General features: G+C 42.9%; 20 protein-coding genes and 2 pseudogenes. 12 read left to right on the top strand and 10 right to left on the bottom strand.

The annotated features are described in order from the left end of the window. Positions 1 to 132: 132 nt before the first annotated feature. Positions 133 to 1029, bottom strand: a complete 897-nt coding sequence (locus tag V7K55_RS06555; protein ID WP_334829381.1) for an alpha/beta fold hydrolase — start codon at positions 1027 to 1029, stop codon at positions 133 to 135. Between the two features lie 516 nt (positions 1030 to 1545). On the opposite strand from V7K55_RS06555, the gene V7K55_RS06550 reads away from it, so the two are divergent. Together V7K55_RS06550 and V7K55_RS06545 are read left to right on the top strand one after the other, a co-directional pair. Then, positions 1546 to 2130, top strand: a complete 585-nt coding sequence (locus tag V7K55_RS06550; protein WP_334829379.1) for a hypothetical protein — start codon at positions 1546 to 1548, stop codon at positions 2128 to 2130. Between the two features lie 178 nt (positions 2131 to 2308). After that, positions 2309 to 3106, top strand: a complete 798-nt coding sequence (locus V7K55_RS06545) for an armadillo-type fold-containing protein (RefSeq protein WP_334829376.1) — start codon at positions 2309 to 2311, stop codon at positions 3104 to 3106. A gap of 49 nt (positions 3107 to 3155) precedes the next feature. Here V7K55_RS06545 and ftsE read toward each other — a convergent pair whose 3' ends face one another. Together ftsE and V7K55_RS06535 are read right to left on the bottom strand one after the other, a co-directional pair. Beyond that, on the bottom strand, positions 3156 to 3902 hold the full coding sequence (gene ftsE, locus V7K55_RS06540) for a cell division ATP-binding protein FtsE (RefSeq protein WP_334829374.1): 747 nt from the start codon (positions 3900 to 3902) through the stop codon (positions 3156 to 3158). Positions 3903 to 4083: 181 nt separating this feature from the next. Next, positions 4084 to 4839, bottom strand: coding sequence for a WecB/TagA/CpsF family glycosyltransferase (locus V7K55_RS06535; protein WP_334829372.1), 756 nt, complete (start codon positions 4837 to 4839; stop codon positions 4084 to 4086). Between the two features lie 514 nt (positions 4840 to 5353). Here V7K55_RS06535 and V7K55_RS06530 point away from each other — a divergent pair. The 3 genes from V7K55_RS06530 to V7K55_RS06520 all read left to right on the top strand — a co-directional run bounded on the left by V7K55_RS06530 (position 5354) and on the right by V7K55_RS06520 (position 8340). Further along, positions 5354 to 6073, top strand: coding sequence for a response regulator transcription factor (locus V7K55_RS06530; protein WP_334829370.1), 720 nt, complete (start codon positions 5354 to 5356; stop codon positions 6071 to 6073). A gap of 164 nt (positions 6074 to 6237) precedes the next feature. Then, positions 6238 to 7911 carry a SpoIIE family protein phosphatase gene (locus V7K55_RS06525; protein ID WP_334829368.1) on the top strand — a complete coding sequence of 558 codons (1674 nt, stop codon included), beginning with the start codon at positions 6238 to 6240 and terminating at the stop codon, positions 7909 to 7911. Between the two features lie 3 nt (positions 7912 to 7914). Next, entirely contained in the window at positions 7915 to 8340 is a 426-nt protein-coding gene (locus tag V7K55_RS06520; protein ID WP_094329678.1) for an ATP-binding protein, read from the top strand. A gap of 84 nt (positions 8341 to 8424) precedes the next feature. On the opposite strand, the gene V7K55_RS06515 is transcribed toward V7K55_RS06520, so the two are convergent. Continuing rightward, positions 8425 to 8856 carry a ketosteroid isomerase family protein gene (locus V7K55_RS06515; RefSeq protein ID WP_334829365.1) on the bottom strand — a complete coding sequence of 144 codons (432 nt, stop codon included), beginning with the start codon at positions 8854 to 8856 and terminating at the stop codon, positions 8425 to 8427. Between the two features lie 202 nt (positions 8857 to 9058). On the opposite strand from V7K55_RS06515, the pseudogene queG reads away from it, so the two are divergent. Both queG and V7K55_RS06505 read left to right on the top strand, forming a co-directional pair. Then, a pseudogene (queG, locus tag V7K55_RS06510) lies at positions 9059 to 10056 on the top strand (tRNA epoxyqueuosine(34) reductase QueG). Beyond that, positions 10031 to 10666, top strand: coding sequence for an HAD-IA family hydrolase (locus V7K55_RS06505; protein ID WP_334829363.1), 636 nt, complete (start codon positions 10031 to 10033; stop codon positions 10664 to 10666). The pseudogene queG and the gene V7K55_RS06505 overlap by 26 nt, the downstream one beginning before the upstream one ends. 120 nt (positions 10667 to 10786) lie before the next feature. Here the strand turns inward: V7K55_RS06505 and V7K55_RS06500 are convergent, their stop codons facing one another. Beyond that, entirely contained in the window at positions 10787 to 11182 is a 396-nt protein-coding gene (locus tag V7K55_RS06500) for a hypothetical protein (RefSeq protein WP_334829361.1), read from the bottom strand. A 218-nt stretch (positions 11183 to 11400) separates the two neighbouring features. Here V7K55_RS06500 and V7K55_RS06495 point away from each other — a divergent pair, with 218 nt between their 5' ends. Further along, positions 11401 to 11931, top strand: a complete 531-nt coding sequence (locus V7K55_RS06495) for an orange carotenoid protein N-terminal domain-containing protein (RefSeq protein ID WP_334829359.1) — start codon at positions 11401 to 11403, stop codon at positions 11929 to 11931. Between the two features lies 1 nt (position 11932). Here V7K55_RS06495 and V7K55_RS06490 read toward each other — a convergent pair whose 3' ends face one another. Beyond that, entirely contained in the window at positions 11933 to 12697 is a 765-nt protein-coding gene (locus V7K55_RS06490; protein ID WP_334829357.1) for an ABC transporter ATP-binding protein, read from the bottom strand. A 75-nt stretch (positions 12698 to 12772) separates the two neighbouring features. Here V7K55_RS06490 and V7K55_RS06485 point away from each other — a divergent pair, with 75 nt between their 5' ends. Then, complete coding sequence (locus tag V7K55_RS06485; RefSeq protein WP_334829355.1) at positions 12773 to 13795, top strand: tRNA-dihydrouridine synthase family protein; 1023 nt, start codon at positions 12773 to 12775, stop codon at positions 13793 to 13795. A 286-nt stretch (positions 13796 to 14081) separates the two neighbouring features. On the opposite strand, the gene rimM is transcribed toward V7K55_RS06485, so the two are convergent. Continuing rightward, positions 14082 to 14804 (bottom strand): ribosome maturation factor RimM, encoded by a 723-nt coding sequence (gene rimM, locus V7K55_RS06480; RefSeq protein ID WP_334829353.1) that lies wholly within the window; start codon positions 14802 to 14804, stop codon positions 14082 to 14084. A gap of 14 nt (positions 14805 to 14818) precedes the next feature. Further along, complete coding sequence (locus V7K55_RS06475; RefSeq protein ID WP_334829351.1) at positions 14819 to 16102, bottom strand: valine--pyruvate transaminase; 1284 nt, start codon at positions 16100 to 16102, stop codon at positions 14819 to 14821. Positions 16103 to 16393: 291 nt separating this feature from the next. Between V7K55_RS06475 and V7K55_RS06470 the strand changes: the two genes are divergently transcribed. The 3 genes and pseudogenes from V7K55_RS06470 (at position 16394) to V7K55_RS06460 (ending at position 18220) form a co-directional block, all read left to right on the top strand. Beyond that, entirely contained in the window at positions 16394 to 17503 is a 1110-nt protein-coding gene (locus V7K55_RS06470) for an S-(hydroxymethyl)glutathione dehydrogenase/class III alcohol dehydrogenase (RefSeq protein ID WP_334829393.1), read from the top strand. Positions 17504 to 17657: 154 nt separating this feature from the next. Next, positions 17658 to 17978, top strand: a pseudogene (locus V7K55_RS06465) (DUF29 domain-containing protein). Further along, a complete protein-coding gene (locus tag V7K55_RS06460) occupies positions 17975 to 18220 on the top strand; it encodes a DUF29 family protein (protein WP_334829349.1) in 246 nt (81 codons plus the stop codon). Before V7K55_RS06465 ends, V7K55_RS06460 begins: the two are co-directional and overlap by 4 nt. 25 nt (positions 18221 to 18245) lie before the next feature. On the opposite strand, the gene V7K55_RS06455 is transcribed toward V7K55_RS06460, so the two are convergent. Both V7K55_RS06455 and V7K55_RS06450 read right to left on the bottom strand, forming a co-directional pair. Next, a complete protein-coding gene (locus tag V7K55_RS06455; RefSeq protein ID WP_334829347.1) occupies positions 18246 to 19919 on the bottom strand; it encodes a hybrid sensor histidine kinase/response regulator in 1674 nt (557 codons plus the stop codon). Between the two features lie 96 nt (positions 19920 to 20015). After that, on the bottom strand, positions 20016 to 21932 hold the full coding sequence (locus V7K55_RS06450) for a GTPase family protein (RefSeq protein ID WP_334829345.1): 1917 nt from the start codon (positions 21930 to 21932) through the stop codon (positions 20016 to 20018). Between the last annotated feature and the right edge of the window lie 154 nt (positions 21933 to 22086).

The raw sequence follows: 22086 nt of genomic DNA, 5'->3' as shown, positions 1-22086 counted from the left end.
GGCTTGAAACCCTTGTGGCAGTGTATCTCATGGTATCTTTCTCCCTGCTCCCCTGCTCCCCTGCTCCCCTGCACAAGCACAGGCTTTGAGAGATGTGGTGAGAAATCCGGGCTGGGACTACTGAAAAAACTACTAATTCAGCAAAGGCAAAAATTGGCGAATTAACCCAATTGTGACTGCTGGTATTTCCAACTGTGGTGTTAACCCCACATCTTCCAACTCTTGAAAAAATCGGATTGCTTGGGGATTCATTTCGGCAAGGCGGCGACCAATTGATGGCCCGGTAAATTCTGACTTTTGTCCCCAAATAATAGCGGTGGGCGTGGTCAACTGTTGAATGTAAAGGGATAAATCAAAGCATAAATCGCCACGGACAAAGGAGAGTGCCGCATACTCAGCATTAGGCTGTTGGGCGGATTGTAAATAAGCATCTACAATTTCTTGGTACACTCGATTAGACTTAGCAAATTGCCGTTGCTCTAAGAAACTGCGAATACCCCCACTGGTGGCCACCCCAGTGCTATAAATTAAACGGTCAACAATGGGAACGCTGACTAACTGAGCAAAAAAACTACGCGAATAGTTTTCACCAAAGTCGGAAAGTCCGGCGGGGGTAGTGAGAATTAAAGACTTGAACAAATCAGGATGAGCTGCTGCTACTCGAATTGTAAAGGCTGCGGTCAAAGAAGAAGCGATCGCAGTTACTGGGCCAGTACAAGTCTGCTCGATAAACTCCCGAATCGTGGTCAAATAATCGTCAATATTATAATTCCGTTCTGGATGCTCAGACCTACCCCAACCGAGCAAATCGGGCGCAATAACCCGATATTCAGCAGCAAAAGCCGGATAAACTTTTGACCACTCATAAGCAGAAGAACCGCCACCAAAGCCGTGCAGGAACACCAAAGTTTCTCGGTCGTCTTTGGCCGTTATATTGTCCTGCCAAAGTGAGCCGGAGGCGGTGTAATATACCATTCTACCTAGTGAGGTATTTATGGAGCGTTGTTCAAAACCTAGTGGTTGAAACATAAGTATTTTTTGTTGATTGTAGTAATTAATTGGATGAGTAACAGAATAGACCTGTGAATGCGGAGACACTGAGAAAGTATTTGATAATTTCTTTGCGTTACCGCCTCTTCTTTCGCCATTTCAGAATACTTACCTATTTAGTTCAAACTCCTCACTCATTGTTATTATCGGCCAACCAATCACTCTAAGACTTCTCGCTACCGTTAGATTAAGTAGATATAAAATTACTGAATTACCTGTAAAGATTCGATGATTTTTTTCACAAGAAAAAGTAACCAAACGTTGTAAACACTGTTATATAAGGGTTTATTGTGGTAGCGAGGATCACTCAATCAGTAATTAAACATAAGTTTTTATGGTAGTCTATCAAAAAAGTCATAAATAATTTTGAGCATTAACAAGACTCAAAATGCTCATTTTTACAAGCTATTAATTCTAGTTCTACATGTAGAAACAGTAGCTTTTGATATATTACTAAATCTAATTATTCTTTAAGCAATTGTAAGGCGGGATGTCATGGTAAAGCAGGCTACTCTTCAATCAAATAAACTACCAGCGATTGAAGACGCTAAATTTGCGCTTGACAAGTTTAATATACAAAATGAAGTTAAAGCTGAGGCTTGGGGGGATCGAGGCGAATCAGCCATTGATACTGCCAGTATAAATGTACCTACTTATATCTGTTTAGACCTAGAAAAATTAAAGTGTTTTGAAGCTGTAGAGCGTCAGTATGAAGACTGGGGAGTAATTTTTCACAATTGTCTAGCAATACAACCATCAAATCCAGCATTTCCAAACTATTTAGGGCTAACAGTCTTAATGGGAGCGCCCAAAAGCGGATTTTTAGAAGCTACTTTTTTACATCCGGTGAACTCGGTTAGCGCCTTTGTGACTAGTTCGCAACGGCTAGTGCTTTCTGCCTACGATCGCGATCGCCAACTCCTCGGTCAAACTGTACTCCCAAGCGCTAATCTTGCCAATTCAGACTCCGCAATTTCCCCCAATACCTTATTATCTATAAATGTGAATAACATCTACAGCGTTACCTTCTGTGCTTTTGATGGTCAATTCACCCTTGATCACTTTCGTTTTTGTCTGTAAAAAGCCTTTATGCCCTTGCTCTGAACCATTTAAAATGGTATCTTTATTTCCGCCATGCTGTACTAGTCTACTATCCGTCAAGAAAAATCGGATATTTTGTAGTTTGGGCCTTCACTCTTTCTTCATTTCTAGTAAAACTTATACAATAAGTAATTTCGTAATCAAGTAGGTAAACACTTTGGCACAGGCTTCGTCTTACTGGCAGCAATTGATCCACCAGATTCCCAACTGGAACTGGTCGTTTCCATTGTTCAAGACAAAGGGAGCTACAAAGCAGCAAACATTTAAGCGTCTCTCTGGCCCTGGGGGCTTTTTTGGGTTCCTGACAATCATTGTTGCTATGTTGTTATGGAACTGGAAACTGCTATTAGCTCTCTTAATCGGCGTTGGGGTAATGGTATTGGTTTACTCAATGCAGGAGTGGGACTGGCAATTGCACTGGTCTAAGATCCGTAAGTTCTTAAACAGTTCAAATCGTCGGTTAGCTTTAGCAGTCATTAGTGGTGGTGTTGCTACTGTCAGCACTTATATGGCTGCGGCAATTTGGGTTGAATCTCACAGTTCCTGGATTGCGGCTGGTGCTATTGTTCAAGGTGTGGGAACCTTGTTAACTTTAATTTTATTGGTATGGCAATTTGTCAACTTCTATGAAAATCGAGAAGAAGACCACCTTGAGCAGTTGTTGGTCAATTTAACAGACAAAGATCCATTGAAACGCTTGATTTCCCTACGTCAACTAACTAAATTCATCAGCCGTCAGCGAGTTGATTCTTCAGTGCAGCAAGATATTGCCGAATGCTTGCAACTCTTACTTAGTCGAGAGCAGGAAGTTGCAATCCGAGAGGCAGCTTTTAAGAGTTTACAAGTTTGCGATGACCTCCGGTCGTTCGGAGAACATCGCCTACAAGTTCTACCCCCCAAAACAGCAGCAACTTTCATACCCGTATCAGCAAAAGCCAAGCACCAGGTTTATTAGTTATTTGTCCTTTGTCCTTTGCAAATAACCAATGACCAATGACAAATAACTATTTTCGAGACAGTTGTCCATTGCGAACTTGGACTACCGGATGATTGCACCGCCGCACTAATTGTTCATCATGGGTGGTAACAATTACCGTAGCGCCAAAGGAGTTTAATTTCTGGAGAATTTGGATCACTTGCCAGGAATTATCTGGATCGAGATTTCCAGTAGGCTCATCTGCCAATAGCAGTGGTGGTGTTCCAACGATCGCACGGGCAATACTCACTCGCTGTTGCTCTCCTCCAGATAGTTGATCTGGAAAGCAGTCAGCTTTACTCAGCAAACCCACCAACTTTAAAGTTGGTTCTAAACGTCGTTGAATTTCTTTACGGGTATACCCTTGAGCTTGCAGCACAAAAGTCACATTTTCTGCTACTGTTCGTTGGCTAATCAGTTTGTAGTCTTGAAACACAATACCAATCCGTCGCCGGAATAATGACAAGCGATCGCCCCTTAAACCCGCTATATTACACTCATCAACAATTACTTCTCCCTGTGTAGGCAACTCCTGGGCATACAACATTTTCAAGAGCGTTGATTTACCAGAACCACTTGGCCCTGTGATAAACAGAAATTCTCCCTTTTTTACCTCAAGGTTCGCATTCAACAAGGCGTGAGTGCCGTTAGCATAAGTCTTACTTACAGATTGCAATGTCACCTTTGCAATAGTCTTGCTAACGTGCTGTTGAGTTTCACAGTTCTCTCTATGAATGGATTTATCTGTCTTAACTTGAGTTGTTAATACTGGCATTGTTAAATTTTCCTCATACCCACAACCAAACAGTTTGCCGGCTTAGATGTGACATTCCTCTCAAAAATAAGGATTCCCAGGTTTCGCCTGGGAATTTAAAATTCAACAAAGAAAATTTAAAATTTTTTGAAGACCCCAGTAATAACACGGGCTAAACCATAGCTATCCGCTAGCTTAACTCTTAACTAATTGCACCTTTTGCTGTCAACCGATAAACAAACGATTTCACCGCAAACGCTGGCAAAGCCAACATTCGCCGCCAACGCCAAGGCTCTTGATAAAGCCGATACAACCATTCCAAATTATTATTTCCTAACCAGGCGGGAGCGCGAGTTTTAGTTCCCGACCAAATATCAAAACTACCACCAACGCCAATCCAAATTGCTTGAGGACACAAATGGCGGTTTTCGGCAATCCATAACTCTTGACGTGGTACTCCCAAACCGACAAAAATTACTTGTGGCTGCAATTGAGCGAGAGTTTGTTTCAATTGTGCTTCTTCTTCTGGGGAATGGTAGCCTGAGTGAGTTCCGACTATACTCAAATCGGGAATTTGCTGCTGCCAAAAGTCTGCCGCACTTGAGGCTACTCCAGGCGCTGCTCCATAGAAAAATACCTTTGCTCCTGTCTGCTGTTTCCCAAGTTCTTGCAAAAGTGTTTCTGCCAATTCAATCCCCGGAAAACGCCGCACTTTTTGCCATAATAGCCACCGCAAATACAGAACAACCCCGGCTCCATCTGGAATTACTAGTTCAGCATTTTTAATGATCTGAGCGAGGAATTGATTCTGCTCTGCCTGCATAGTCATTTCTGCATTGAGCGTTACTACATGAATTCCTCTGCCTTGTTGTAGACATTCTAATAACCAGCCTGGATAGTTGGCCATCACATGAACTGGTATTCCCAATACTGAAAATGCTCGATCGCCTTTAGACATAGCCTATTCTTGAGTAATTCTCACACCAGATTTCCTTGAATGTTAAGTTTATCAAATTTTTTATATTAGAACTTCAGCAGGAAGGATTCCCAGTGCCTTGCAATAATAGAAAGCTTGATATCCTCACAACTTTAAACTTGGCTCCACCAATCGATGGTTTTACCCGGATTTCTCACCACATCTCTCAAAACCTTGTGCAGGGGAGCAGAGGGGCGGAGGGGCAGAGGGGAAAGAAGAAGGCACATTGAACTCTCCTCTGCTCCCCTGCACCTCTGCATTTCAAGCTTGTGAGAAATGCGGGTTTAAAAGTGGGGATTCCTAAGAGTGCTTGTACTTGGGCTAAATAAGTGCAACCTTTATTGTTAAGGTGTAATATTCACTCAGTATAAAAAGCTAAACTCGCAACTCTGGTTCCGGGAACAGAAGCCCCCACTATACTGCTTGTAGTTGGTGTGGGAGTATGTCACGAAACTCGACTTTATGGTTAAGGTAGTGTAACGGGTTGAAGTTGGCTATGAGTAAAATTCGTATCGCTCTGATTGAAGATCACGATCTAACTCGTGTGGGTATTCGGACAGCGCTAATCCAAAAGGATGAAATTGAAGTTGTAGGTGAAGCTGCCAATGCTGCCGAGGGGCTAAAAATGTTAAAAATGGTACAAGCTGATATTGCCATCGTAGATATTGGTTTACCAGACAAAGATGGCATTGAGCTAACACGGGAGGTAAAATCTAATGCTAATGGACAGAAGCTAGCCACAAAAGTGTTAATTTTGACGCTGCGGGATAACAAAGAAGCTGTGTTAGCAGCTTTTGCGGCTGGTGCAGACTCTTACTGTATGAAAGATATCAAATTTGATAATTTGCTGGAAGCAGTGAGAGTAACTTACAATGGCAACGCCTGGATCGATCCAGCGATCGCTCGAATTGTATTACAACAAGCGCAACAAAATCCTCAAAAGTTGGAATCGGCTTTTGTAGATACCAAGACTATTGCCTCTAACCCTGATTATGTCGATAATCTGGAAGGAATTCAACCTTACACCCTGACAGAAAGGGAGTTAGAAGTGCTACAGTTGATTGTCGAAGGTTGTAGTAATGCACTAATTGCGGAAAGACTTTACATCACTGTTGGGACTGTAAAAACTCACGTTCGCAATATTTTGAATAAGCTATGTGCCGATGACCGTACCCAAGCAGCAGTCCGCGCCTTGCGCTCTGGGTTAGTTGGGTAAAGGTCTTTTTGATCTAGAGTAATTGAGAACGAGCTAAGAGAACTCACAACTTTGAGAAAGTAATATTTTCAAAGTTAATGACTTCTCTAATTTTCTGTGATTTACCAGGTGGTATAAACATCACATTATATCGCCATTCAAATATCTGAAAAATAAAGTCAAATATGGCTGAGACAGGGGTGGAAAAACTTAAGCTCATGGTGGTAGATGATGAGCCAGATAACCTAGATTTACTCTACCGCACTTTTAGGCGAGATTTTCAAGTATATAAAGCCAATCATGCCTTTAACGCTCTGGAAATCTTGGATCAATTTGGCGAAATGGCGGTGATTATTTCTGACCAACGAATGCCAGAAATGAATGGCACCGAATTTTTTAGTCGCACCGTAGAGCGCTTTCCAGACACAATAAGGATTTTGTTAACTGGTTTTACTGATGTCGAAGATTTGGTGGATGCCATTAACTCTGGTCAGGTATTCAAGTACATTACCAAACCTTGGAATCCAGATAAACTGCGGGCATTAGTTGAGCAAGCCACTGATACATATCGCGTAGTTAAGAAGCGCACCCAAGAGTTGCGTCGGGCCTTACAGCGAGAATCTTTGTTTAATGCAGTAACAACTGCAATTCGGGAGTCTTTAGACTACGATAGTATGCTGCAAAAAATTGTAGCAACCATTGGACAAACATTTGACGCTACCAGTTGCTTGCTCAGACCAGTAGAGGGCGATCGCCTGATCCAAGACGAGTTTTTATACCGCGATCCTAAATCCAATGTATCAGATTGCTTCTTCGACTCCAGTATTTTAATTGAAAAAGTCCTGGAAACCCGTCATTATCAACTTACTGAAGAAATATACGAGGGCAACCCCTGTCACCATCTAGTTGTGCCACTTAGCTACCAACAGCATTTGTTGGCTGTGCTGGCCCTCCACCAATGGGGACGCGATCGCCCCTGGCAAGATGAGGACATCCAACTAATTGCAGGTGTTGCGGAACAAGCAGCCTTAGCCCTCTCTCAAGCAAAACTCTACCAGCGCCTCCAAGAAAAGCAACAGCAGATTCATAATGAGTTGGAGGTGGCTCGGCAAATTCAATACAACTTGCTACGTCAAAGTTTACCTGACATCAAAGGTGTGAAAGTGCAAGCCTGCTGTTACCCAGCCCGGGAAGTAGGAGGCGATTTCTTTGAAGTATTTGTTCATCCCAAGGGCGATTTATGGTTAGCAGTAGGTGATGTCTCTGGTAAGGGCGTACCAGCAGCTTTATTTATGGCTAGTATTATTTCAGTTTTGCGCCGGGAATTATCTCAAGAAACACCAGCCGAGCCGAATGTGGTCATGCAAAACCTCAATCACGCTCTGAGTGAAGATTTAATTAGCAATAATTATTTCGTCACTCTTGTGCTAGCTTGTTATACCCCTAGTACTAAGGAACTAGTTTACACGAATGCTGGTCATATCTATCCACTACTATGGTCGCGCCAAGACGCTTTAGCCAACACTCCTAATTACCTCAAAGTCCGCAGCGTGCCTTTGGGAATCTTACCCAAGTGGCAGGCACAGTCTGGTCGTTTGGTTCTTGCTGCTGGAGACACATTGTTACTAGCCAGTGATGGGATTACAGAAGCAATGATTTCAAATGATTCTGATTTAACAATAAAAACCGGGTCTGATGTTGAGGTAATTAACCGTTCTATGCTAAACCAAGATGGTCTTTGGCAACTGTTACAACAAGAGGAAAAACCGCTTTCTCTCAACCATTTACTAGCTCGCATCCAGGCAGATAACAACGTTCAAGAAGACGATCAAACTATACTTTCGCTGGAGATTTTGTAAGTCGTGAAAAGTGAGCTTCATGTACCAAGTGACTTGAATTTTCTGAATATTGTCGAAAACTGGTTGCTGGGATGTTTGAAAATTCAGTTAGGAGAATCTGTAGATTGGTCGCGGCAATCAAGTCGTTTGAGATTGGCTTTGGTGGAAGCTTACTCAAATGCTGTCCGTCATGCCCACAAAGACAAACCAAATCTACCGATTTTACTGCGTTTAGAAGTCAAGGATCGGGATTTTGCCCTAGAAATTTGGGACTACGGCGAAGGATTTGATATGTCTAACTATTACGCTCCAAACCCATTGGAAAAACAAGAAGGTGGTTATGGTTGGCTGATTATGAATCGTCTCATGGATAAAGTAGATTACCAGTTGCAGATTGATGGTGCTAACTGTCTCAAGTTGGAGGCTACTTTACCCGAATTAGTCAAATAGCCAAAAGTTATTTATAGGAATTTTTGATGCCTAGATTTTGTTTTGGGTAATATCAAACATTCCCGAAGACATTATAGTTATTTACTACTTTTCACGACGTAAAGAAAGTAACTCTTGGGGAGAAGCTAAAAGTTTGATTCTAGTATATAAAATTTGCCGTTGTTGGTTGAGGATAAATAACCACAAAACATTTACACTACACCACGAAGTTTGAGCTTTCCCTGTCACCTGGACTTGGATCTCACCAGTTTCTAAAGTCTCGGCTATTCCTGTGTTGGGGTAAGCTTTAACGTTTTGTCCTTCTTTTTTTAAATAGGCTGCGATCGCATCTGTCCCCACAATATCAGATTCAAATGGCGGATGCATCACACCCTCTACCGCAAATAAGGCAGCAGTTGCCTCAAATTCTCCTGCATTTAAGGTTTCAAAATAACGCAGTACACTTGTTTCTGTAATTCCCTCAATCTGGAATTCTTCTTGCAACTGTGCTGGGGATATAAATTCAGCAGAGGTCATAAAATTAGCTGTATTATGCTGGCTGAATATTCATTTCAATACAAAAATCGCTAAAAAGAAAGCTGCTTTTGAGATAGATTTTCGCATCTTGACAAATCTTCCTTACGATGGAAGTAGAAAAAGCAACAAATATTAATCAAAGGTATTGACTACGTAATGTATAATTTATTTGCCTTTGTATAGGCAAAATCCAGATAAAAAAATGAGTCAGTATTCCGTAACAAGCAGTAGTGTGGTGAAAAAAAAGGCCAGCGAGTTGGGCTTTCACAAAGTTGGAATTGCTGCTGTAGATAGGGTAGATGCCACAGAAGCGCAGAGGTTACAAGCATGGATTGAACTGGGTTATCATGCCGATATGGAATGGATGGCTAACCCAAAACGTCAGGATATCCGGTTAGTGATGCCAGAAGCGCGATCGCTAGTGTGTGTGGCGCTAAACTACTACACACCACATCAACGTCCCGTTCGCGTAGCGTCTCCGTCAGGAGAAGGCAAGGAATACGCCAAAATTTCCCGTTATGGTTGGGGAAGGGATTATCACAAGGTGATGCATAAGAAACTCAAGCAGCTATCTACATGGTTAGAATCACTGGATGAAAGCGTAAAAGTTCGTTATTACGCAGACACTGGGCCAGTGCAAGATAAAGTGTTGGCTCAACTTGCCGGAATTGGTTGGATTGCCAAGAATGGTAATGTGATTACACGAGAATATGGCTCTTGGGTATTTTTGGGAGAAGTTTTAACGAATTTGGAACTAGAAAGCGATCGCCCGCATACAGAACACTGCGGTAGCTGTACTCGTTGTCTTCAAGCTTGTCCTACGGGTGCAATTACTCAACCTTTTGTTGTGGATGCTAATCGCTGCATCGCTTATCATACAATTGAAAATCGGGACGAAAAACTCCCAGAGACAATCACACCCCATTTGCAAGGCTGGGTTGCTGGTTGTGATATTTGCCAAGACGTTTGTCCTTGGAATCAACGTTTTGCCAATACAACTGATATTGCAGAATTTCAGCCTTATCCTGAAAATATTGCTCCCAAACTCCTAGAATTAGCCCAAATCTCTGATCGGGATTGGGATAACCGATTTCGAGCATCTGCCTTGCGGCGGATTAAGCCAGAAATGTTACGACGCAACGCCCTAGCTAATCTTGACGCATCCAGGCAAATAATGACCCCGAAAGTAATTATTTTTGATTTTGATGGCACTATTGCTGATACAGTAGATGCCCTTGTAAGTATTGCCAACCGTCTAGCTGTAGATTTTGGTTTTATACATATAAGTCCAGAGCAATTAGCCCTCCTTAAAAATTTAACATCGAGGGAAATTATTAAGTACTCAGGAGTTTCTCTATTTAAAATACCTTTTTTAGTTAAAAAAGTTAAAGGAGAATTAAAAAACAAAATCCCAGAATTAAAACCAATTCCAGGAATTAAAGAAGCATTAATAGAACTGCAAAATCAAGGATATAAACTGGGCATTATTACTTCTAACTCTAAAGAGAATGTTACGCAATTTCTCACAATCAATGATTTAAATCACCTGTTTGATTTTATCTACTCAGGAATTACCATTTTTGGCAAAACAACCATAATTAATAATGTATTGAAGCAAAAGCAACTCAAACCTGAAGAAGTTATTTATGTCGGAGATGAAACCAGAGATATAGAAGCATCAAAGAAAGCAAATATCCAAGTCATTGCAGTAACTTGGGGTTTTAACTCGCCGGAAGTACTGGCCAAACAAAATCCAGATTATTTAATTCAGCAACCTAGCGAACTGTTAGAAGTAATGAATGGTTGTTAATTAATTAATAAACATCTCCAGAAATTAAATATACATTATCCATAAGCACTTTAGAGACGTAGCACAGCTACGTCTCTACATTCTTTTCTACCAGATGTCTAAAGGTTAGGTTAGGAAAAGTTATTTTTTCGGTTGACCCTTTTCCAAAGCTTTTTCTACTAGTTCATCACTGACACTAGCTACACCCTCAGTATTAGAATTGCCAACTTCCTTTGCTAACTCTAGATAATCGTCAGGATTACCAGTTGAGTGCGCTTGAGTTTTTGTTTCTTGTGGTGTAGAGGTTTGATATTTAGGTGCAGTTGCTGCTTCGGCTGCTGCTGCACCTTTACCAGTGCGATCGACTTCACTAACGCTGAATTTTTGTGCAGCTGCATAATCAGCATCAAAATTGACCTTTGGTGCTTCTTCTTCACCACTGGCTATGCTATCAGCAGCTAATTGGGCATTATGGGTGGAAGTTTCATTTAAATTGGGCTTTACTTCATCTAAATTGGGCTTTGCTTTATCAGACATAACTAAAAACCTTAAGGTAAATTTTTATTGCTGTAATAATAGTAACAAGTTAATGCGCCACTTCATTGCCTCCTTCAGAGAGACTTTTACCTCTATTAAAAGGTAGATTAAAGCTAGATTTTTTAAGTAATTTAACTCTTTCTATCGGTACTAGAATCTGACACCCAAACTCTGGTAACACTTAGTTTGATGTATTAAATTTCGCTGGAAACAAAATTATGACTGCAAGTTACGACAAAACTATTTCTCAAGCCCAGAGTGACGAAACTCAAAAATTGGTGGACGCGTTTAACGCCTTAGATACCGATGCAAAATTAGCTTGGTTCTATCTTGTTTATAAAAAGATGGGTGATTCAATTACCCCAGCTGCTCCTGCTGCGGCTGAACCAGAATTAGCACCACTTTTGCTAGGAGATTATTTTGAATTATCCGATGAACAGCAACTAGATATTATGCGGGATATTGTTAACCGCAAAGATACAGAATATTCTCGTGCTTATGGGGCGATCAAAGAAAACAACCAGTTGTTAGTTTGGTATGCTTGGGCAGTAGCTATGGGAGATAAGGTGGTTGGATTACCAGCTAGCTACCAACCAGCTAAGGTGATTAATGATTTGGTTTCTCAAATTGAAGGACTAGATTTTGAAGAACAAATGTCAGTGTTTCGGACAATAGCTGGTGAATTTGGTCACACCGATGTTAAGCCGATCGCAACGCAAGCAGAAACTGGTAAAACGTCGAGTTTGTAAGTTATGACACAGAAAGGCTACTCAAGTCGGCTGGGGTGAGGTTGGAGTGTACCACTTCACCATCGCGGAACCAAACGATGCGCTGGGTTTGACGGGCAACTTCTGGTTCATGAGTTACCATGACAACGGTGATTCCACTGGCATTGAGTTCGCTAAAAATATCTAAGACTTCTTGGGTTGTGCGCGAATCAAGTGCGCCCGTGGGTTCATCGGCTAGGAGTACTACAGGGCGATTGACGATCGCGCGAGCGATCGCTACTCTTTGTTGTTGTCCGCCAGATAGTTGAGTTGGTTTGTTGTTGAGGCGATTTGCTAAACCTACCCGCGTCAATGCAACCGTTGCGCGATCGCTTCTTTCTTTGGGATTCACACCAGCATACAACATTGGCAGGATCACATTTTCTAATGCTGTGAGTTGGGGCAATAAATGGAATTGTTGAAAGACAAACCCCAGCTTTTTGTTGCGAATGTGCGCTAACGAGCGATCGTCCATCTGCGCCACATCAATATTATCTAAGTAATAATGTCCGCCTGTGGGTCGGTCTAGACAGCCAATAATATTCATAGCTGTGGATTTACCTGAACCAGAAGGCCCCATAATTGCACAATATTCACCCTCATTGATAGTCAAATTGACTTTGTTGAGTGCTTTAACCTCAGTTTCGCCACTGCCATATATTTTATAAATATTCTCCAAACGGATAATTGTCGATCTTGGCATAGGATTGTGAACTAGAGAATCTGTAGTTGAAATAATATTTGGCATAATAATTTACTTATTAGTCAATACTGGAGTTCCATTTTTTGATACAGTGATGCTTTGTCAAACGCTCTCATCTCCATGTCGTCCCAGGTATCGCTCCCCCAATCGCTTCATCCCTACCTACCTCTCACCGCCCTTGCACCCATGCAGGACGTGACAAACCTCTGGTTTATGAAGGTCATTGCCCAATACGGCAGCCCTGACTACTTCTTCACCGAGTATTTCCGTGTCAATGATACCTCACGGCTTAATCGTAGCATTCTGACAGCAATCACCGAAAACGACACGGGTCGCCCCGTTTTTGCTCAAATGATCGGCGAAAGTATTCCAGACTTAGTAAGAACGGCAATTGATCTCTGCCGCTATAATATTGCTGGAGTTGACTTGAACATGGGCTGTCCAGCACCTAGAATCTATCGCAAAAATGTTGGGGGTGGATTGCTTCTGTTACCAGAAAAAGTGGATCGGATTTTGGCAGAATTGCGGCAAGCAGTCAACGATCGACCTTTGACCGTCAAGATGCGCCTCGGCTTTGAAAATACAGATACCTTTTACGAAATTCTAGATACCATCAATCGCCACAGCATAGATTTGCTGAGTTTGCATGGTCGCACGGTGAAAGATATGTACCACGGGGCAGTGAAATATGATTTGATTGCTGAAGCAGTCAAACGAGTCAATTGTCCAGTGCTTGCCAATGGCAATATTTACTCTGCGACAACAGCGATTGAAGTGCTTTCTCAAACGGGCGCGGCGGGTGTGATGGTGGGACGCTGGGCAATCGGCAATCCTTGGATTTTTAGTCAAATTCGCCAGGCTTTGCGTTTTGAGCCGATCGTGCCGGTTCCTTTAATGGAGGTACGCAACTATATCGATCGTTTATGCCAAACCCCAACAGCAGCAAATATGCCAGAGCGATCGCGCGCGGGCTACCTGAAAATGTTCCTCAACTACATTGCCCTGAGCGTTGACGCTGAAGGGCATTTCCTGCGGCTAATGCGACAAACCTCTACTGAGTTAGAACTGTTGAACCTGTGCGATCGCCTTCTCCTTGCTGATAGTAGCAAAACTTTAGCCCTGGCACCCTACTCAGGTGTGTAGGTAACTATTCTCGGCTATCTACATCTTCTGAGGTTCTATTTGGTTTTTTTCAATTCTAGCCAGTTGGAGAGCGGGAACTGAACTCGCTTGAATGCTGTATCAATCATGTAGAGCGGTTCTACAGCACTCAATTAACAACTGGCATAGCCGGGACACCAGAAGCGGAAAGTTTTATCTTATCCCTCGTACAACTTCTTTACTGTCCCGTTGTGTTGATATTTCCATTAAACCTGTAACCCCAAAACATTGGATGCCAATTTGCCGAATTTGAATTGTAGGGTAATAATTACGAATTATTAATTTCCAATAACCCAGGCGGCGGCGTAATTTCAATCCGATTAGATTTCAAGTCTACGACTGGTGCGATCGCTTCCACAAATGGAATTAAAACAGTCTTCTGCTTTTTGTCATTTGTCATTTGTCCTGTAAAAGATGGGTGCAACTTGACTTCTAACAAGTCATTGCCGGCGGCGATGATATCTACCACCGTACCAACGAGTTCGCCTGACGCTTGCATGAAGACTTCTACGCCAATCAAATCGAGGACATGATATTCACCTTTGCCTAATTGGGGGCGATCGCTAACTGGTACCATTAACTTACAACCGCGCAACGCCTCCGCCCGATCGCAAGTTTCCACACCAGCTAATTTGATTACATACAAGTTTTTGTTACTAATATAACGTCCCGTCAATAATTCGATTGGTTGCGGTTCTGTGTCACCTGAACACAACAACCAACGTTTTCCCGGCACCTCAAATCTTTCGGGGAAGTCAGATACAGGATAAACCTTTAATTCTCCAGACAATCCTTGAGGGGAAACAATCTTACCAATTTCTAGCCAATTATCGAGATTGGGGACTGGGGGCTGGGGATTGGGGGCTGGGGATTGGGGGCTGGGGATTGGGGGCTGGGGATTGGATCTTTTTGATTTTCCTCTTCCTCCCCTGCTTTTCTGCGCCTCTGTGCCTTTGCTCCCTATTTCTTTATTAGCTTCTTCGTGTTTCATTTATATTTTCCCTACTAGGCAATCACCGCTGCACTCTTATAAGCTTCTTCAGCCACTTTTGCTAAACGTTCCATAGCAGTGGCTATCTCTTCATCCGTACCTGTGAGGCTGATGCGGAAACATTGGTGCTTGTGCGCCCACTCTTCCTCTAAACCAGGGAAGAAGCTACTTCCAGGGACAATAATCACACCTACTTGCTTTACTTGCTGGTAAAATTCCCAATCACTTATAGGTAAATCCTGTAACCACAACCAGGCAAAAATTGCTCCTTCACCGCGATGGAGGAACCAAGGTAAATCCTTTGGCATTGCTTGTTCTAAGCTGGTTTCTAAAACGGTAAATTTATTCTGGTAAAAAGGACGGATGACAGTATGAGAAATTTCTACTAATGCACCAGAATTGATTGCAAAAGCTGCGATCGCTTGGCCGTAACGTGAAGAATGGAGACTCATATTTGCCTGAAAACACTCCAGTACTTCAATCCACTTTTCATCACCAATGGCAATCCCAATCCTTTCTCCTGGTAATCCGGCTTTCGATAAACTCATGCAGTGTAAGATATTATCACCAAACACTGGTGTCATTTCGGTAAAGTTCAATGCTGGGAAGGGAGGCGCATAAGCCGAGTCAATTAACACGGGCAAATTATAAGGCGCAGCCAGGGCAGCAATTTTTTTCACCTCATCATCAGTGAGGACATTACCAGTGGGATTACAGGGGCGAGAGAAGAGGACACAACCTGTCTTTTCTGTAATCGACAATTGGCTGAAGTCGGGGCGATATTTAAATCGGTGGGCGGCTGCATCAATATCAAGAGTTGGTTTGTAGGCAGTTAAGGCTTTTGGAACTAAGCAGATGCCGCCATAACCTGTGTAGTCAGGACTGAGGGGTAAAACGATTTGTTTTAACTCACCGCTAGAGGTGTAGCCACCAAAGCTATTAACAGCGTAGAAGTAGAGACTTTGACTACCGGGGGTGATGAGGATATTGCGATCGCTTAAGTTTAACCCGTAGCGCTTGTTAAAATCATTAGCGATCGCTTCAATTAATGGTGCATAGCCCTGACTTGAGCCATAGCGACAAACCACCTCACCATATTCTGGGCTAGCCAAAAGCTGTGCAGTACAATCCCGCCATAACTGCTCTACTTCTGGCAAAATCAACGGATTACCAGCACTCAAATTAATAAACTGCTGCCCTGCACCCGCTCGCAAAGTCTCGATAATATCCTTCATTATTGCTCTTACGCCAGTCAGGTTGGACATTTGAGCGCCAATTTGAGTTAGGGCAGGGTTCATAAGCTGTAACAAAATAATGTATTAATCTAGGGGTGGACAAATTATTTGGGGGTTGCTGCTGACATCAAGTTTACATCGTTGCCAAAACAGCTGTTACCGCCTTTAACTAATCTAGCTAGAGAATGATATTTTAACAGAGTAATATTTATCCTCAGAGCGGCGATATTCAGTCATTAGTAAATCCGATGAAGTGATACAAAAGTGTATCATGCGCTCAATGTGTTCAAGTCAAATAATTCCCATGTTTCAACACTAGGGAAAACGTCAAACAAATATATAGGAGGGCTGATGTTGCAAGTTAAAGCAGCAGTAGCTTACGGCGCAGGTAAGCCATTAACAATTGAAACCGTTCAACTATCGGGGCCACAAGCTGGGGAAGTGTTAGTTGAGGTAAAAGCCAGTGGGGTTTGCCATACCGATGCTTTTACCCTATCTGGTGACGATCCTGAAGGTTTGTTTCCGGTAATTTTGGGACATGAAGGTGCTGGCGTGGTAGTGGAAGTAGGCGCTGGTGTCACTAGTCTCAAACCAGGGGATCATGTAATTCCCCTATACACTCCCGAATGCCGCCAGTGCGAATATTGTCTAAGTTTCAAAACTAATCTCTGTCAAGCTATTCGCCTAACTCAAGCCCGCGGTGTTATGCCCAATGGCACGAGCCGCTTTAGTATCGATGGGCAGATGATTCATCATTATATGGGTACATCCACTTTTGCCAACTATACAGTGCTGCCGGAAATCGCCCTGGCAAAAATTCGGGAAGACGCGCCATTTGAAAAGGTTTGTTACATTGGCTGTGGTGTGACTACTGGTATTGGTGCAGTTATCAATACTGCCAAGGTGGAACCAGGAGCAAATGTTGTAGTTTTCGGCTTGGGTGGTATTGGTTTAAATGTCATCCAAGGGGCGCGGATGGTAGGGGCGAATATGATTGTCGGGGTAGATATTAATCCCAGCAAACGCGCTTTGGCAGAAAAGTTTGGCATGACGCACTTTGTCAATCCCCAGGAAGTAGAGGGCGATTTAGTTCCCTATCTGGTTGATTTAACTAAAGGCGGTGCTGATTACAGTTTTGAATGTATCGGTAATGTAAAAATTATGCGCCAAGCATTAGAATGCTGCCATAAAGGTTGGGGCGTTAGTGTGGTTATTGGTGTTGCTGGTGCTGGACAGGAAATCAGTACTCGTCCTTTTCAATTAGTAACTGGGCGCGTTTGGAAAGGTTCAGCATTTGGGGGCGCTAGAGGACGTACAGATGTGCCGAAGATTGTTGATTGGTATATGGAAGGTAAGATAAATATTGATGATTTGATTACTCATGTAATGCCCATTGAGCAAATTAATGATGCTTTTGAATTGATGCACAAAGGTGAATCAATTCGGAGTGTGGTGACTTTCTAATTCGTAATTTGTAATTCGTAATTATAATGGGTTTGTACCGGATGCTTATGCAGACAGTCCTGTTTCAAATAAGGTTTAAATCTTTATCTGAAACATAATTATGAATTCTTAAATTATGTAGACACTACAAACCGGAAAATCGGCAAAATAACTGATGCAAAACTTCTATGAAGCAGACTTCTACAGTTGGACTCAACAACAGGCTAACCTTCTGCGTCATCACCAATGGAACCAGCTTGACTTGCCCAATTTAATTGAGTAAATCGAATCTTTGGGAAGAAGGGAACGCCAGGAATTGAGAAATCGTCTTAGTATATTAATTGAACATTTGCTCAAATGGGAATTTCAACCAGAACAACGAAGTCGTAGCTGGTTAGCGACAATTATAGCCTTTCCTAATCACATGAGTTACATCATAGTCCCCTCATCGCTTGCGGGGAGGGGGTTGGGGGTGGGGTTCTTGTACTTCACTTGACTGAGAACCGCTATAGATTACAACGACGAGAAATTCTCAAGTTGTTGGGCGAAAATTCTAGTCTGAAACCTTATCTTGAAGAAGCGCTTCAAGAAGCGGATCAAAACGGTAGGGATTTAGCATCAGGAGAGACAAATCTACCACTCTCAACTTTTCCTAACCAATGTTTATATGCTTTTGAGGAAATTCTGAGCGATCGCTTTTATCCTGGTCAGCCTGTAACTGATGATTTAATGGGATAAAAGCGATGTCTATGACTATCTACGCTTACGCACTCACCAGAAAGTATCGATCAATTTCTGCCGTCAGCATTTCAAAGTCTACAGGTTTGGTCAAGTGGCATGTAAAACCAGACTTCAGCGCAAGCTCTTTTTCCTCCTGGCCACTGTAGCCGGTGAGCGCAATCAAAATTGAGTGAGTAAATTTGGAGTCTTTACTCAGTTCCTGTGCAACGGCGAATCCATCCATTTCGGGAAGTCCAATGTCACAAATAATCACATGAGGCTCAAGCTGTCTTGCAGTTTCTACCCCTAAAATTCCATTATTAGCAGTGGAAACTTCATGCCCAAAATGCTCAAGCACTGCTTTTAATGTTGTAGCTGAATCTTCGTTATCTTCAATGACTAAAATCTTCAAGGATTTGTTAGCCGCCTCTATAATCTCCAGGTCTTTATCCAAAATTGTAATCTCTTCACATGCAGGGAGAGTTACTTTAAATTCTGCTCCCAAATTGATCCCTCTACTTGAGGCTTCAACATTACCACCATGAAGTTCGACAAGACTTTTTACTACGGAAAGTCCTAAACCTAGCCCGCCCCTGGAACGATCTAAACTACGATCTGCCTGGGTAAATGGCTCGAAGAGTTCTGGTAAGATTGTCGGTTCTATCCCTATACCTGAGTCTCTTATAGATAAGGCCGCTACACTACCTAAGCCATTTTCACCGCGAAGAAATGAGAGAGAAATCCAGATCGTCCCATCTGATTTTGAAAATTTTAAGGCGTTATCAAGAAGATTTCCAAAGATTTGAAAGAATCGCGTCGGGTCAACATAAGCCCACAGAGGTGTGTTTGGCAGGTCTTGTACTATGTTAAGGTTCGATCCCTTGATTGCTTGTGCATGGTCATTAAGACTTTGGCGAATCAATTCCACCAGATTAACTTTCTCAAGGTTTAATGAAATCTTCCCATAGGTGATGGACGATACATCAAGTAACTCATCGATCAATTTCGAGAGGTGCTTAATCTGGTGTTGCATCTTTAAAACTGTTTCTCCGACTGCACCAGTCTCGCCTAGCTTCAACTTGAGAAGCTGAACCCCGTTCGAGATGGGGGCGACGGGATTTCTCAACTCGTGAGCTAGCATCGCAATAAATTTGTCTTTAAGCGCGTTTTGGTTTGTCAGTTTCTGGAAAAGTTGAACGTTTGCGATCGCAACTGCTGTAGTCTCGGTCAAAGTCTCAAGGAGTCCGATCTCTTCGGGTGTGGCTAAATGTGGTGTACTCCAGTAGGCTCCGATCGCACCCAATGGATCGGCGATTCGGATGGGAACCATCACCAAACTTTTGACAAAAGTTACTTTGTATGCATCAAGAGGAATTCTTGCATCCTGGTAAATGTCCTCAATTACGGCTGCTTGTTTATTGAGCATTGCCCAACCGGAGATGCAAGACTTGAGGGGAAAACGCATACCTTTCCAAAGTGGCCCGATGGCGTTTTCATCTACATAGTGGCAACATTCACCATCCCGCAATACAAAGGTTACTCCATCAGCATTAGTGAGATCCCTCGCAGCCAAACGCACAATCTCAATAATTTCCTCAATTGTCCTTACACAAGCCAAATCTTTCACGACCAAAAGCAGCCGATTATAAGACGAAATGCTATAGCCCTGATGTAAATTCTGTTCTTGAGATATGGAGCTTTGTAATATATTTTTCATAAATAACTCCGAACAAAAGGCATGTTGTGTAAAAACTCAGGTAAAGCGGGTAGGTTTCAGCAGACACCTATTCTAATCGTAATCTTAACTTTTAAATTATTTGGCAATCGATAGATAATACTCAAATCGATTGCGGAGTTGTTGAACCGTTAAATTCTGAGTCCAATACTCCACTAGGGCGTGACCAAATGCCCAGGCATTGCGATCGGGTGAAGTGGAATTTTCCAGCATTAGCGGCCAGAGGGATAGCAATTCAAAGTTGAGCGGGTTAGAGGTAGCTGTATTCAAGAGCGAGAAAAGCTCGTAAGCCATTTGAAGTTTGCCAATCACAATTGGCAACTGTTCCACGGGAATTTGCTCTGCCAGCATATATGCTAAGGCTGGAGATCCGGTTGAGAGGGTAGAAACAAACTGGAGGACGGGACTTTTGAGCAATGCCATTAGTCCTTGTGTTGTCGCCATCTGGAAGGTGTAGTGGTCGATGATTTTGGCCGCCGCGACAGTGCGGGCTTCTAGATTACGCAAAAAGCGGGCGAGACGGAGTTGCTTGGTAGGCGCGATCGCATCTACTAATCCCAGCGATAGCGCCTCTACCCCCCAGACCACTCGATTTGTTTTGCTGTCACCTGTAACCAAGGGTAGAACTAGATTACAGAAGTTTCCCAGTAATTTAGCGCGATACTCAGTAGCTTCTCGAATGGCAATTTCTTTGGAGCGATTGCCCCATTCCCAATCATAAGGCGGTTGCCATTCGCGGATGGGACGCAGACGGTCTACTTGAGTGACGATCGCGATCGCTGGTAAATCTGCAACTTCTGCTTTTATATCTTGCAAAAAGTCTACATCCATTTGCAGGGCAGGATCGAGGGCAGGGGTAACTAATAGCAGCAAATCGGCATTGATGGCATAATCAAGCACTAGGTTTCTTAGATCGCCACGGTTGACTTGTTCGTAACCAGGTGTGTCCCAAAGCGTCAGGGTTTCCCCACCTTGAGTCTGCCATTGATAATTCTGAATGCGATCAGTACTGGGTAAAACATCAACGGCTGCTAAATCCGCCTGAAATAGGGTGTTGATCAGGCTACTTTTTCCTGAACCTGTGCGTCCCACCAGCAGAATATTCACGGGTTTTTGCTCAACGGCTTCGGCTGGTTGAGCTTGAGTCAAGATTTCTCGGAGTGTTTGAGTTTTTGCCTTGGGTAAAGTCGTGGATACTACAGTTGCTGAAACTGGTAATTTACTACGTCCGTAGAGTGCGATCGCTTGCCGACATAAGTTTCTCAAGGCAGCTTCCCGGAATAACTGACTCAAATTTCCCAATAATTGCTGAGTTGCCTGGTTACTGGAACCCTGACTGGCTTGTTTTGCCACCGCCGCCACCGGATTTAAGATCCACTGTGCCCAATTCCAAGCTTTCCAAAATTTTCGAGCCGATGGTTCCAATTTCCGGTAGACCTCATATCCTTGGTATGCTTGCCCAACCGTCACCTGATTGAGGATAGGGGATAGCTTTTGCATCCACTGATCCATATCATCCACCGTTCCGCGAATCAGCCCGTAAGCTTGGGGGACGTAGATGTTCAGCAGAGGATATTGAATTTGAGGATTATAAATATGAGCGATCGCTACTACCAAATCCTGGCATCGCGTCCAAAAAGTTGTCCAGTCTTCCCAAATCGGGCGATCGCCTTGTGCTGCTTGCAGAATCTCTTGGAGTGCGTTTTCTGCAAGCTTTGTCACATCACTTCCGGCTGATGTTCTGACTGTATCCTCTGCTGCCGATTCTAATTCTTCTTGGACTTGAGCTAATACAGCTTCCACTTGGTTAACAGCAGGTTGAGTCCATTTAACCAACAGCCAACGCCAACCAACGAATAAGAGGGTGAATACACCCCAAATCCAACTAATACCCCAGGCGTGAATTTGTGAACCGGCGGATACCAGTAAGAAAATAATGATAAACGCGATCGGGATTACTAAAACTACCCACTGCCACGGTTTTAATCGCACCATTGCCCCATACCTGCTTTGAAATGTTGGGAAATTCGAGTTTTTGCAAAAATTGCTCTTATAAAAAGTCTATCGTCTTCAATCTAGGCAGGATATTTGATTATATTTTGGGATATGAGGAGCGATTACCTTCGACATGCTCGGCGATCGCAAGCAA

Origin of the sequence: Nostoc sp., from assembly GCF_036919895.1 — a bacterium.
Taxonomy (GTDB): domain Bacteria; phylum Cyanobacteriota; class Cyanobacteriia; order Cyanobacteriales; family Nostocaceae; genus Nostoc.
The sequence above is the reverse complement of the archived record's forward strand: the minus strand, read 5'-3'. Positions and strand labels throughout refer to the sequence as shown.